The sequence below is a fragment of the Sorangium sp. So ce426 genome (assembly GCF_051475585.1).
Taxonomy (GTDB): Bacteria; Myxococcota_A; Polyangia; order Polyangiales; family Polyangiaceae; genus Sorangium; species Sorangium cellulosum_B.
Genome location: NZ_CP150341.1, coordinates 2,048,149 through 2,061,208, shown reverse-complemented (window position 1 = coordinate 2,061,208; position 13,060 = coordinate 2,048,149). Strand labels below are relative to the sequence as shown.

At 73.9% G+C, this 13,060-nt stretch carries 8 protein-coding genes and 1 pseudogene; 2 read left to right on the top strand and 7 right to left on the bottom strand.

Features of this window, described 5'->3' with window-relative positions:
* Positions 1-206 precede the first annotated feature (206 nt).
* Together WMF44_RS07780 and WMF44_RS07775 are read right to left on the bottom strand one after the other, a co-directional pair.
* Positions 207-758 (bottom strand): hypothetical protein, encoded by a 552-nt coding sequence (locus tag WMF44_RS07780; RefSeq protein WP_437298490.1) that lies wholly within the window; start codon positions 756-758, stop codon positions 207-209.
* 96 nt (positions 759-854) lie between these two features.
* On the bottom strand, positions 855-1,556 hold the full coding sequence (locus WMF44_RS07775) for a hypothetical protein (protein ID WP_437301542.1): 702 nt from the start codon (positions 1,554-1,556) through the stop codon (positions 855-857).
* Between the two features lie 98 nt (positions 1,557-1,654).
* Here WMF44_RS07775 and WMF44_RS07770 point away from each other — a divergent pair, with 98 nt between their 5' ends.
* Positions 1,655-6,691, top strand: a complete 5,037-nt coding sequence (locus WMF44_RS07770; RefSeq protein ID WP_437298489.1) for a sigma 54-interacting transcriptional regulator — start codon at positions 1,655-1,657, stop codon at positions 6,689-6,691.
* A gap of 3 nt (positions 6,692-6,694) precedes the next feature.
* On the opposite strand, the gene WMF44_RS07765 is transcribed toward WMF44_RS07770, so the two are convergent.
* From WMF44_RS07765 to WMF44_RS07745, 5 genes and pseudogenes are all read right to left on the bottom strand, one after another.
* Positions 6,695-7,489: a hypothetical protein gene (locus tag WMF44_RS07765; RefSeq protein WP_437298488.1), complete on the bottom strand. Its 795-nt coding sequence runs from the start codon at positions 7,487-7,489 to the stop codon at positions 6,695-6,697.
* Positions 7,486-8,499: an AAA family ATPase gene (locus tag WMF44_RS07760; protein WP_437301541.1), complete on the bottom strand. Its 1,014-nt coding sequence runs from the start codon at positions 8,497-8,499 to the stop codon at positions 7,486-7,488. Before WMF44_RS07760 ends, WMF44_RS07765 begins: the two co-directional genes overlap by 4 nt.
* Before the next feature lie 84 nt (positions 8,500-8,583).
* Positions 8,584-8,883 (bottom strand): annotated as a pseudogene (locus WMF44_RS07755) (AAA family ATPase); the annotation flags it as partial.
* 190 nt (positions 8,884-9,073) lie between these two features.
* The gene (locus tag WMF44_RS07750) at positions 9,074-10,762 is read right to left on the bottom strand and encodes a hypothetical protein (protein ID WP_437298487.1); all 1,689 of its coding nucleotides are present in this window, start codon (positions 10,760-10,762) and stop codon (positions 9,074-9,076) included.
* 57 nt (positions 10,763-10,819) lie between these two features.
* Positions 10,820-12,298, bottom strand: coding sequence for a hypothetical protein (locus WMF44_RS07745; RefSeq protein ID WP_437298486.1), 1,479 nt, complete (start codon positions 12,296-12,298; stop codon positions 10,820-10,822).
* A 149-nt stretch (positions 12,299-12,447) separates the two neighbouring features.
* On the opposite strand from WMF44_RS07745, the gene WMF44_RS07740 reads away from it, so the two are divergent.
* The gene (locus WMF44_RS07740) at positions 12,448-13,038 is read left to right on the top strand and encodes a hypothetical protein (protein ID WP_437298485.1); all 591 of its coding nucleotides are present in this window, start codon (positions 12,448-12,450) and stop codon (positions 13,036-13,038) included.
* The last annotated feature ends 22 nt before the right edge of the window (positions 13,039-13,060 follow it).

The following is a 13,060-nucleotide window of genomic DNA, read 5'->3' as shown; positions in this document are numbered from 1 at the left end:
ATCCCCAGGCGAGCCTACCACCGTCCTCGATGAAACGACTCAAGAACTTCCTCGTCGACCGGCCGCCGCTCGATCCTGCGTGATGCGATGGGTGCGCGCATGTAAACAATCCTGAGCGGCCGCTTCCGCCGAGGCTCACGCGCGGCGCCGGCTCCGCGGGACGGCCGCGCGAGCACCTGTCTCAGGGCGGCAGAGCGCGGGCGCGATCAGTTGCCCTGAGTGCGCCCGACGGGGAGCGCCGGGCCGACGCAGCCGCAGCCGCACGCGTCGGAGAATTGAGCCTCTCCCGGCGCGCAGATGAAGTCGACGAGGTGGCAGTACTCCGGATCGTGAGAGACGTAGCGGACGTCGGGATCCGCGGCGTCAGGGCAGGCCTCCGGCGCGGGGCCGACGCAGCCACAGCCGCACTCGCCGGAGAAGAGCTCCTCGGGTGGTGAGCAATCGAAGTCGATGAGGGCGCACTCGTTCGGATCGTGAGAGACGTAACGGACGCCTGGATCACCCGGGTCCGGGCACGCGGGGGGAGGCGGCTCCTCGTCGATGCAGCCGCAGCCGCACCCGGGCTCGGTCATCAGCCGCTGTCCCTCCGCGCAGACGAAGTCGATGAGCGCGCACTCGTCCGGATCCTGAGAGACGTAGTGGACGCCCGGATCGCTCGGATCCGGGCACGCCCCGCCGCCGCCGCCCGTGGGAGGGTGACAGCCGAGCAGTCCGACGATCGAAGAGGCCGCAAGAAGCAACAAGGCACAGGTTCGCATGTTGGTCTCCATATCTTTCTCGTGTGGGTCGGGAGATGCACCTCCCCCGCGAGGCCCGTCTCGAGCCTCCCGGAGGAGCGGAGAGCTGGAGTCGACTCAGGGAGCGCCGGGCACGAAGAGCGTCACCGCCCGCCGGAAGACCTCCGGTGAAGACACCTCGATCAGCGCCACTTCCTCGCGCGCGGCGGCGCCGGTCGGCCGGTACACAACGCGGAGCTCTCCGGCGCTCCCCGCCTCGAGGACCACGGGGGCCGCCGTTCCCTCGAGGCTGTACTCGGGCGCCGGGGCGCGCAGCGCGATCCTGTCGATCGCGAGCGGCGCGCCGCAGGTGTGCGCGAGCGCGACGGCGCCGCTGGAGGTCGCGCCGGCGGCCGCCTCGGGCAGGGCGAGCTCGCGCTCGACCTCGAAGCAGCCGGCGAGCGGGCGAGGCGACGGCTCGAGGGCGCCGGCGGCGGCGATGAGGTCCACCGGCTCGGAGCGCAGCGCGCCGCGCCGCGCCTGGAGGCGCAGCTCGTCCCCCCGGACGCCGTCGATGTCGAGCGCGAAGCTGCCGTCGCCCGCGACCGGCGCGACGACGGGGGGCGCGGTCCCATCGAGGTTCACCGCCCAGACCACGTCGGCGTCGGTCACGGTCCCGGGCGCGCCGGTGAGCTCCAGCGGGGCGCCGTCGCACACGTCGCACACCGCGCCGACGACGTCGCCGGCGAGCGCCGGCGGCCGCTCGAAGGGCGGCTCCGGGATGGGGTTCACCCCGCACCCGGCGGCGCAAGCGACGAGGAGGACCGCAAGCCAGCGCATCACGCCGCCCCTCTGTTCAAGAGTCGCGCCAATGCGATCCGCGGTGTTCCGCGGAGATCGTGGCCCCCGATTGTACCATTATGTACCATATTGTACCGATGGTACACCACGGCATTGCGCCAGGGGCCGTGGTCGACGGCCGTTACGAGGTCGTGCGCGCGCTCGGGCGCGGCGGGCTCGCCTCGGTCTACGAGGCGCGCGACCGGCTCTTCGATCGCGACGTCGCGATGAAATCGCTGAGCTTCGGCTCCGCGGGCGCGCTCGAGGCGTTCCGGCGGGAGTTCTCGCTGCTCTCGGCCTGCGCTCACCCGCGCCTCCCGCGCGCGTACGACTTCGCCCGGACGACGTCCGGCGGCGCGCCGGGCCAGCCGCTCACGTACGCCACGACGGAGCTCATCCGCGGCCGGACGCTGGCCGAGCACGCGCGGGGGCGCGCCTTCCGCGCGGCCTTGCCCGTGCTGCTCGACGCGCTCGACGCGCTCGGGTGGCTCCACGGCGCCGGCATCGTCCACGGCGACTTCAAGCCCGAGAACGTCCTCGTGCGGGACGACGGCGCGGGCGTGCTCATCGACCTCAGCGCGGCGCGGAGGATGCGCGCGGACGCGGGGGACCTCTCGGGGACGGCGCGGTTCTTCGCGCCGGAGCTCCTCCGGGGGGCCCCGCCGAGCGCGCGCTCCGATCTCTTCGCGGTGGGGCGGACGCTCGAGGCCCTGTTCCCGCTCCTCTCCGGGGCGCCGCCCGCCGCCGTTCGCCGCCTCGCCGAGCGGCTCACCGCCGAGGATCCGGCGAGCCGCCCCTCCGGGGTCGAGGAGGTCCTCGAGGCCCTCTCCGCCGGCGGCCTGCCGCGGCGCGCGCCCGCCGTCGTGAGCGAGCCGGGCGAGATCGTCGGCCGGGAGCGCGAGGTCGAGGCGTTCGGCGCGGCGCTCGAGGCGCTGCTCCGCGGCGAGCGCGGGCCGCGCGCGGTGATCGTCACGGGCGAGGAAGGCGCGGGCAAATCGCGGCTGTTCCGCGAGCTCAAGTGGCGCGCGCAGCTCCGCGCGCAGGTCGTCGAGGGCGCGCCCCGCGGCGACGATCCGCTGCGCGCGCTGCTGGTCCGGGCGCTCGGCGGCGCGGCGCTCCCGGCCGGCGTCGACGCGCTGCTCGGGGCCCGCGGCGAGCTCGCGGGGGCGCGCGGGCGCGAGGGCGAAGCGGCGCGCGGCCCGCGGGATCCGCGCGATCTGCGGGATTCGCGTGATTCGTACGGATTGCCCGCGCCGCGCCGGCCGCGCGTGCTCGCGATCGACGACGCCCACAGGCTGGGCGCGCACGACCGGGCGCTGCTCGAGGCGCTCGTGCGATCGACCGAGCCGACCGACGCCGTCCTCTGGCTGATCGCCTCCGCGGAGCGGCTCGACGTGGGCGGCGGCGCGCTCGTCGAGCTCCCGCTGGGCCCGCTCGGCGAGGACGCGGTCCGGGTCTGGACCGCGCCCCTCGCCACGGCGGCGCGCACGTCGGACCTCCTGCGCGCGAGCGGCGGCCGGCCGCGCGCGCTCAAGGAGCTCTGCGCCGCGCTGGCGCAGCGCAGCCTGAGCGAGGCGGAGCTCGACAGGTTCGTCCACACGACGGGCACCCCGGAGCTCTGGCGACGGCGCGTTGCGGCGCTCGACCGCGGCGAGGCGCGCGCCCTCGCGGCGCTCGCGGTCGCGGATCCGCTCGGGCCCGAGGCCGCCGCCGCGCTCGGCGTGGGGCGCGCGGCGCTCGACGCGCTCGAGGCCGCGGGGCTCGCGCGGCTCGACGGCGAGGGGTTCCGCCTCGGCCAGCCCGGGCAAGCCCGGGCGCTCCTGCCCTGGCTCGACGCGGGCGTCGTGCGCGAGGTCGCGGCCGCGATGGCGGCCCACCTCGGCGGCGCCGACGAGGCGGCCCTCGCGCCTGCGGTCCGCAGCCGGCGCGCGGCGGACCGGGCGAGGGCGCTCGTGCTCGCGGGCGACCACGAGGCGGCGCGACAGGCGCTCGCCGCGTCCGGGCCGATGCTCGAGTGGGCGCCGCGCGCCTGGGTGCGCGCGGCGGACGCCGCCTGCGAGGTCCTGCCGGCGCCGCGGACGCTCGTGGCCGCGGCGTCCGCGATCGAGGCGGCCGGCGACCCGCGGCGCGCGCTCTCGCTGCTCGCGCGGGCGAGGCGCGCGGGGCCGCCCGCCGGCGTCGGCGCGGAGCTCTCGTACCGGGCGGCGCGCTGCTACGAGAAGCTCGGCAAGGTCGAGCGGGCGCTCTGGCAGCTCGGGCGCGCGCGGGCCCTCTCGCCCGGGCCCTGGGGCGGGCGGCTCGCGAGCCTCTCGGCGCGCTGCCTGCTGCGCCTCGGCCGCTACGACGAGGCCCGGCGCGAGGCGGAGGGGGCGCTCGCGGCGCTCGCGGCGCCCGGATCACGCGAGCTCGAGGGCGCGCCCGCGAGCGGCGAGGCGCGCGAGGCCGACGGCGCGCCCGCGAGCGGCAAGGCGCGCGAGGTCGAGGGCGCCCTCGCGAGCGGCCAGGCGCGCGAGGCCGCCGCGGAGCTCGCCGAGACGCTGGGCCTCGCGCTCGGGTACCTGAGCGACCAGGCCGGGGCGCTCCAGAGCCTGGCGCGCGCCGTCGCGCTGCGGCCGGCGTCGGGCTCGCCCCGCGCCCGCGCCCGCACGCTCAGCTACCACGCGCTCCACGCCTACCGCGCCGGCGACGCGGCGCTGGCGGCGCGCGGGTTCCAGGAGGCGCTCGACTTGGCCGAGGCCGAGGGCCTCGGCGACCTGCTCGCGACGGCCGCGCTCAACCTGGGGACGGCGAGGCACCAGCTCGGCGACTGGGGCGCGGCGCTGCGCTGCTACGAGCGCGGGCTCCGGGCGGCGATCGCCTTCGCCAAGGAGCGGACCGAGGCGACCCTGCGCTTCAACCTCGCCAAGATCCACGCGGACGTCGGCCTGCTCGAGCGCGCCGAGCTCGCCGTCGCGCGGATGCGAGCGCCCGAGGGCCCGAGGGCCCCCGAGGAGATCGCCGTCGCGGCGCTCGGGCTCGCCGCGGAGATCGCCGCCGCGCGCGGCGCGCTCGGCGAGGCGGCGCGGCTGCTCGAGGAGGCCCGCGCCGGCCACGCGGCGCGCGGGTCGAAGCGTGAGGCGTGCGAGGCGGTGATCCACGCCGCGGAGGTCGCGCTCGCGGCGCGGGACAGGGCCGCGGCGGGCGCGCGGCTGGCCGAGGCCGCGGCGCTGCTCCGGGAGGCGGACGCGGCGGACCTCGCGCTGCGCCACGCGACCGCGGGCGCGGAGCTCGCGCTGGCCCGCGGCGACACGGGCGCGGCCCTCGCGGAGGTGCAGCGGGGCGCGGGCCTCGTGGCGAGGGTCTCGCAGCTCGAGCTCCACGCGAAGCACGAGGAGGTGTCGGCCGAGGTGCTCCGCCTCCGGTCGGCGGCGGCGCTGGCGGAGCGGCACCGCACGGCCGCGCTCGAGTGCTGGGAGCGCATCGGGAGCACGCTCCCCGCCGAGCTCGCCGAGATCTTCTGGCGGCACCCGCGGCGGGCCGCGCTCCGCGGCGGGCCCGCGCCGCCGGGGGCCCGCATGGAGCTCGTGCTGAAGCTGCTCGAGGTGAACCGGCGCCTGAGCTCGACGCTCGACGCGGAGGAGGTGCTCCGCCTCGCCATGGACGCGGCCATCGAGCTGACCGGCGCCGAGCGGGGGTTCGTGATCCTCGCGTCGCCGTCGCCGTCGCCGGAACCGGGAGGCCACGCGAAGGGCAGGCTCGAGGTCGCTGTCGCGCGGAACCTCGATCGCGAGCGCGTCGGCAAGAGCCAGCTCAAGTTCAGCCACGGGATCGCGAAGCGGGTGGTCGAGCGCGGGGAGGCGGTGCTCACGGTCGACGCGCTGGCCGACGAGCGGTTCCACGGGAACGCGTCCGTGCACGGCCTGCGGCTCCGGTCGATCGTGTGCGTGCCGATCCGCGCGCACGGCGCGGTGCTCGGCGCCGTCTACCTCGACAACCGGTTCCAGCGCGGCAAGTTCGCGGAGGGCGACGCGGATCTGCTCGGCGCGTTCGCGGACCAGATCGCGGTCGCGCTGCACAACGGCAGGCTGATGGCCGAGCTCCGGGACCGCACGCGGGCCCTCGAGGAGGAGCAGCGGCGGGTCGCGGAGCTCATGCGCTCGCAGGCCGACGAGATCGAGCGGCTCTCGCACGAGCTCGAGCGGACCCGGGCGGACGCGCGCCGCGACTTCCCGGAGATCGCCGGGAGGAGCGCGCCGATGCGCGCGGTGCTCGCGCTCTGCGAGCGCGTCGCGGAGAGCGACGTGACCGTGACGGTGACCGGCGAGAGCGGCACGGGCAAGGAGCTCGTCGCGCGCGCGATCCACGCGGGCGGGCCGCGGCGGGACGGGCCGTTCGTGGCGGTCAACTGCGCCGCGCTGCCCGAGGCGCTGCTCGAGTCGGAGCTCTTCGGCCACGTGAAGGGCGCGTTCACCGGCGCGGTCCGCGATCACGGCGGCCTGTTCCTCTCGGCGCGGGGCGGGACGCTGTTCCTCGACGAGCTCGGGGAGGTGCCGCTCGGCGTGCAGGCGAAGCTGCTCCGCGCGCTCCAGGAGCGCTCGATCCGCCCGGTGGGGTCGGACCGGAGCGTCTCGGTGGCCGACGTGCGGGTCGTCTGCGCGTCGAACCGGGATCTGCGGGACGAGGTCGCCCGGGGGCGCTTTCGCGAGGATCTCTACTACCGGGTCAGCGTCATCGAGATCCGCCTGCCGCCGCTGCGCGACCGGCCGGACGACATCCCGGCGATCGCGCAGGCGATCGTCGAGAAGCTCGCGGCGCGCCAGGGCCGCCCGGCGTTCCGGCTGTCCCGGGGCGCGCTCCGGCGGCTCTCGTCGTACGGCTGGCCCGGCAACGTGAGGCAGCTCGAGAACGTGCTCTCGCGCGCGTGCGTGCTCTCGCCGGGCCCGGAGATCGGCGCCGCCGACATCCAGCTGCCGGCCGCGGCGCCCGCGCCGCGTGGCCGGTCGCGCGCCGAGCACCAGGGCGCCGAGGAGGAGCGGATCCGCGCCGCGCTCGAGCTCTCCCGCTGGAACGTGAGCGAGGTGTCGAGGAGCCTCGGGATCCCGAGGATGACGCTGTACCGGAAGCTCGCGCGATACGGGCTCTTGCGGAAGGAGTGAGGGTCAGCGCGCGAGGCGGGTGGCGCCGCGGCCGGGTGAGGGCGAGCGGAGCGCGGCTCGACTCATGGCCGCGTACTCGGCGTCGTCCGCGACGCTTCGATCGAGCCACGCGCGGGCCTGCGCCCGCACGGCAGGGTCGACCTCTGGCTGGCCCGCGATCACCTGCATGAGGCGGATCCTCGCGAGGTGATCGCGCCTGCGCTCCAGGAGAGATGGTCGCTCGTTGAGCTGCAGCACCTCGTCGATCGTGGCTTTGGCGCGCGGGTTCCCCTCGATGGCATAGGCGTACTCGTCGCGAAAGCCGATGCTCCGCTCGGGATCCTCCTGCGCGGGATGAACGAGGAGCGGCGCCTCCGCGGCCAGCCTGGCGCGCGCCGAGCGGGCGCGCTTCCGGGGATCACGCAACGGGAACAGGTTCCTCTTGTGCTTCTCGTTGCAGAGCACGCACGAGAAGAGGAGATTGTCCCACGCGTACGCCAGCCAGTAGTACCCCGGGCGCTCGACGGGCGCCGTCCGCGCCTGCTGCACCGCGGCCTTGGGCCGATAATGCTCCACGTCCCCGTGAGCGACGTGCTTCACCTTCGACTCGCAGTAGCAGCACTTGCCGTGGTGAGCCGCCTCCAGCGCCTTCTTCACGGCGGGGTGGGCATAGACCGCGACCTCGAAGTCGAGCGTCGCCGCGCCGCGCTGGATCGACGCGCGCGCGCCGCGGTACGAAGCGCAGACGGCCGCGCGCGCCGCGGGCGCCTTGTCTCGCAGCTTCCTGGGCGCCTGCTCCGGCTTCTTGACCCGGATCATCTGGACGCGCCGCCACCGGCCTTCTTCAGCGAGCGCGCCGCCTGCTGGATGATGTCCATGGCCTCCATCTGCTCGGGCGTCTCGCCGGTCGGCAGCTCGCCGATCTCTCGCTCGACGCGCTCGAGCGCGCGCCGATCCGCCGTCGAGAGGCGGGGCTTGGTCAGGATCTCCCGGCGTTCGGCGAGGAGCGCGTCGAGCACGGGCGGCCGCGCGCTCGGCAGCCCGAACAGGTCGCTCGTCAGGATCTGATCGACCCGCCAGTTTCGGACCGCCGCGCCGCTGTTGTCGATGACCACGTGGTCGCCCTCACGACGCAGGACGACGATGTTGGCGTTCTCCGCCGCCTGGACCACGAGCGGGCTGTGCGCGGTGACGATGAACTGGACGTTGGGGAAGCGCTCCGAGAGATAGCTGAGCAGCTTCCGCTGCCAGGCCGGATGCAGGTGCAGGTCGATCTCGTCGACGAGGACCACGGCCGGTTCCGCGAGGGGGTTCTCGCTGTCGGGGTAACGCTCGTAGAGGCGGCTGGCGAAGTCGACCATCCACGCGAGCAGGGTCTTGTAGCCGAGGCTCAGGCCCTGGAGGGGCACCCAGCCGTAGGGCGTCTCGAGCAGGATACCGGGGCGGGGGCGTGCAGGGTTATCGTCCAGATCGGCGAGGATCTGGATGTCCTCGACCTCGGGCAGCAGCTCGATGAGCATCGATCGGACCGCGTCCCGGCGGGCGCGAGCCCGCGCCTGGTGCGGCGAGGGCTTGTTCGCGGCGTAGTCGGCCTGGAGGAGCCACTCCTCGGCGTTGCGCAGGGGCACGTGATCGTGGAAGAGGGTGGCGATCGGATCGTCGTCACGGGGATCCGTCAAGGCGCTCGCGCCCATGCGACGGGAGGCTCCGTAGGCAACACAGAAGAGATCGGCCAGCTCGACCCGCTTGGCGATATTGCCACGGCCTCGGGAATGTTCGACCTTGGCACGCAGTGTCTCCGCGCGAAACTTGGATTCAGGTGCAGAGATCAGGCCGCCGAACGAAATACGGTTCTCAAGGTTTGCACTTCGTGCCGAGGAACGTAGCAGTTCTTCCTTGTTGATGAGAAACTTCGATGGCGAAATGATGTGACAGACAACGTACTCCGGCGCTTCGTCAGCCGACACCGGCCGGCTGGCGACGAGCGCCTTCAGCAGCGTCGTCTTCCCGACCCCGTTGTTCCCCAGGATCACGGTCCATTGCCGCGGCTTCCCCTCGCCGTTCGACAGGTCGAGCGTCTGCGCCGGCCCGAAGCAGCGCACGTTCTCCAGCGTGAGCGACAAGAAGTAGACGCCATGGGCGCCCTTGCTCGGCCCCAGCTTCCGCGCGGCCCGGTGCCTGGCCCCGCCCGCCGCTGCCTTCCTCGTCGTCATCTCGCCTCCCTATCGCCCATCAACCCGGCCAGGGCAAGCCCGGCCGGCAAGGGCATGCCCGTGGAGCCAGGAGGTCCTGGTGGCTCCGCCTGCGCGCGCCGGCAGCCCCTCCCCCGGCTGGCGCCGGTACACCCTGGTCGCTGGGTCGTCGAACTGTCGAGGTCACGGTGCAGGCGGGCACGAACAGCGCCTAATCCCAGATGCGCACCACCATGAGCCCCAGGTTCGACCGCTTCCCCGCGGCCACGATGCGGCCGTCACGCTGGACGGTGACGGCGTAGAGATAGTTCTGGTCCGGATGGTCGTCGAGCACGACGGCGCCCGAGGCGCCGAACCCGGCGTCCCTGGAGCCGTCCGGCAGGAACCGCAGGATCGAGGCCGTGATGCCCGAGCTCACGGTGCCGCCCGCGACCGCGCCGAGGATCTTGCCGTCGGCCTGGAGGGCGACACCGTAGCCCCGCACATAGGGCTTCTCCTCGCCGCTCGCGTTCACCATGCCAGTCCCGCCGAACGTCGTATCCGCCGAGCCGTCCGCGTTGAAGCGCGCAAAGGCATGGTGGTTCACGCCGTCGAGCGCATATCCCACGAGGACCGGCTTCCCGTCGCTCCCGAGGGCGAGGTCGTTATCGTTGTAGGGCGTCTGCGAGAGATAGGCGATGCCGCCGGTTCCGAAGCCGGGATCGAGCGCCCCGTCGCGATCGAGCCGCACCGCAAGGAAGGTCGGGCCCGCGTCCCGCTCGGTTCCTCCGGCGACGATCTGCCCGCCCTCTCCGAGCGCGACCGAGTGCAGCGGGCGGTTCTCGAACGAGACGATGCCCGAGCCGCCGAAGTCGCGATCGACATCACCCATGGAAGAGAATCGCACGACGATGCCGCGGTTGCCCGGCTTCCCGACGCCGGCGGCGATGATCCAGCCGTCGCTCTGGACGGCGGCGTCGAAGCCCTCCGAGCCGCTGATCAAGGCAGGATCGAGCCTCGCGACCCCGCTCGCGCCAAAGGCCTGATCGATCCCGCCGCTCGCGTTGAACCGGACCACCGCGAGCTGATCGTCCCGCGTCCCCACGGCCAGAATGCGCCCGTCCGGCTGGAGGGCCAGCGACTTGACCGTTCCCTCCTGGCCGACGACGAGGCCCGCTGTGCCGAACTCCGGATCGAGCGCGCCGCTCGGCAGGAAGCGAGCGAGACCCCAGGTCGCTCCGTCGACGCCGGCGACGAGGATCTTGCCGTCCTCCTGGACGACGATGGCACGCGCCTCGTGGGGCGTGCCGCTGGTGGCGATGCCCTCGCCGTCGAACGATGCGTCGAGCGTCCCCGGCAGATCGGCGACGAGCAGCGAGACCGGCAGTTCCCGATCCTCCAGCCCGGGCGTGCTGGCCACGAGCGAGGGCGCGGCGCCGCCGACCACCGCGAGCGGCTCCGCGGTCAGCGTGAGCACGCCGGTGGCCTCGCCATCCGAGACCACGACCGGGCTCGCCGTGACGCCGCTCGGCAGGCCCGACAGCGAGAGCGCGACGTCACCCACGAAGTCGTCCGAGCGGGTGACGGCGACGGTGAGCGACGTCGAGCCGCCGCGCACCACGCGCGCCGCCGCCGGGTCGAGCGCGATCGAGAAGCCCGCCTGCGGCGCCCCGCCGCCGTTGCCGTGCGCGGACAGGTCGCCGCCGCCGCCGCCCGACGCGGCGGCCCCACCGGCGCCGGCGCCGCCGTCACCGCCGGCCCCGTCGCGCGAGACGTCGTGAATGCCGAGGATGCCCTGGCAGCCGAGCGCGAGGGAGCCCGCGGCCGCCCCGGCGAGGAAGGCCCCGCGCGCGAGCCGGACGCCGCGGGCTGGCCGGGGCAGCGCGCTCCTCTGCGCGAGCGGCGCGATCGGGAGGATCATGCCGGCAGGCTACCACGTCGGCCCCCCGCCGGACGCAGCGCCACGACGGCGCCGGGATCACGCGCTCGGAGACAAGGCGCTCTCGACCTCTTGTGCGAGCTCATTCCACTCGGGGTACCCAGACCGGTACGGCTCGACAGAAAGGCCCTTCAGAAACCGGAGGACCGACCGCGCGATGACGTCCACCTCGTGGCGCGGCGCCATCGGGTGAGAGCGCCATGCATGGAACCGCTCGACCACCTCCCGAGGCTCGAACGGAAGACAGCGCGAGCTCGGGCTCGGCTCGGGATCCGGATAGGAGGCCAGCACCTCGATCTCCTGCCGCAGGAGCTCGAGCGCCCCGCGAGGATCGGCCTCTTGCAGGAGGCGCGCGTACTCCCGGTACGGCGTGTGGTGCGACGGGCTCAGCCGCAGGGCCTTCTCGTAGTAGAACCGCGCCCGATCCGGATTGCCCAGCCGATCGCGGTACAGGTCCCCGAGCCTGCCATACGCCTCGACCGTCCCCGGATAGAACCGCTTCACGTCGTAGTAATCCGGGTGGGAGGAGTACGAGTTCCTCGGGGAGAAATCGGGCTCGAGCTCGGCGAAGCGCGCGTAATGCTCTGCGGCCTGCTCATGAGCGCCCCGGCGCTCGTGGAGCTCTCCCAGGTAGAAATGATTGACCGTGTAGAGGCGCGGGTCGTGATAGGCCCGCGACACGTTCTCCAGATACCGCTCCTTCAAAGGCGCGCGCGGCATGACCTGCGCCGCTCCGCCCCGCCCCCTCGTCATGAGCGTCTCCGCCAGGTGGAAGGAGCGGAGGAGATGGCGCTCCGCCTGGTCCGATCCGTGATAATGCCACAGGAACTGGCTGCTGACGATGTAGGCCCCCAGCGGGTGGATGCTGTCCTCGTCCATGAACGGATCCGCGTGTTGATAGGCGGACTCGGACTGGAACGAAGGCGCGATCTCGTCCCACCAGCGCTCGAGCTGGCGAAGCGACGCGAGCGCGCGCTCCAGCGACATGTTCAGGCTCCGCTCGGAGTACCAATGGTAGATATCGTACGGCATGCGCAGGAAGTCGACGGCCTGCTTGAACGACGTGAGCTCCTCGCTGGACAGCGCCCGCCGCCTGGTCACGTCGTACTCGACGCGAGCGAGCCCCGGGTGCGCCCACCGGATCTGCTCCTCTTCCTCCTCCCGGAGCTCGGTCTGCAGAAGGTCGATCACTGTATCGATGTTCTCCCGGTTCGGCTCGTCGTCCTCGACCTCGCGGGCGGCCTGCAGGACGGGGATGAACCGGGCCCAGCAAACCCTGGTGTCGTAGACGCACCAGGCCGCATGGAACCTGACCAGCGAAGACGGAGACCGCAGCGCGCGCTCGTAGAGCGACGCGATCCGGTCGTCGAGCGCGGCTTCACTGCACGACGCCTCCGCCAAGAGCAGGAGCGGCTCCGCCGTGCGGGCCAGCTCGCGGTCAGCCAGGTCGATCAGCTCATCGCGGGTGTACTGCGAGAGCGCCTCCCTGCCGAGCCGCGTGACCGCATCCTGAGCCATGAACCAGGGATTCAATCACAATGGACACGCAGACACAGGCGTTTCCTTGGTCCGCGATGCCCGGGCGTCCGCCACGCCCGGACGGTCCGCCGCGCCAGGAGCGCCAGGCACAACTGTACATCCGTTCAATGATCTGCTAGCCGATCGGCATGCGCCCCCGCAAGGCCGCCGCCGCCGTCGTCGTCGAAGAGCTGCCGCCCGCCGAGGAACCCATCGACGCGATCCCGCCCGACGACACCGGGGCGGACGAGCCGAGCTCCGCCGTCCGGGAGCCGCTCGATCTCATCTGCATCGACTGCGGCAGCAGCGGCCGCGGTCATGACGGCTGCGCGCACCGCGAGCGCGCCCGCTTCCACGCGCCGCCGCGGGCAGCGCTGGAGCTCGTCGCGCGCCTGCGCCGGGCAGCCGCCGAGCACCGCGCCGCCGCCCGCGCCCTCCGCGCCCTGGTCACCGCCGAGCACGCGCGCGGTCGCGCCGAGATCGAGCGGGCGGATCCGGTCGAACCGCCGCAGCCCGAGGCGGAGCCGGAGCCTCCCTCGCCGCCGCGGCTCGAGATCGCGGCGCCGGAGCCGCCCGCGCCGCCCGCCGTCTGCCCGCGCTGCGCCGAGCAGACCGAGGGCGAGCCGACGGAGTCCGGGGCGCCGCCGCGCCGGCCGAAGCGCAAGGGGCGGGTGGCCCTCGAGCAGCAGGCGTTTCTCTTTTCGAGCGATTCCGAGCAACGCTCGCCGCACGGGACCTGAGCCGCGACCAGGGCGCAGCCGA

Coding starts and splice junctions, on each gene's coding strand:
- WMF44_RS07780 (WP_437298490.1), bottom strand. CDS start 758: ATGCGAACCTGTGCCTTGTTGCTTCTTGCGGCCTCTTCGATCGTCGGA.
- WMF44_RS07765 (WP_437298488.1), bottom strand. CDS start 7,489: ATGATCCGGGTCAAGAAGCCGGAGCAGGCGCCCAGGAAGCTGCGAGAC.
- WMF44_RS07770 (WP_437298489.1), top strand. CDS start 1,655: ATGGTACACCACGGCATTGCGCCAGGGGCCGTGGTCGACGGCCGTTAC.
- WMF44_RS07745 (WP_437298486.1), bottom strand. CDS start 12,298: ATGGCTCAGGATGCGGTCACGCGGCTCGGCAGGGAGGCGCTCTCGCAG.
- WMF44_RS07740 (WP_437298485.1), top strand. CDS start 12,448: ATGCGCCCCCGCAAGGCCGCCGCCGCCGTCGTCGTCGAAGAGCTGCCG.
- WMF44_RS07775 (WP_437301542.1), bottom strand. CDS start 1,556: ATGCGCTGGCTTGCGGTCCTCCTCGTCGCTTGCGCCGCCGGGTGCGGG.
- WMF44_RS07750 (WP_437298487.1), bottom strand. CDS start 10,762: ATGATCCTCCCGATCGCGCCGCTCGCGCAGAGGAGCGCGCTGCCCCGG.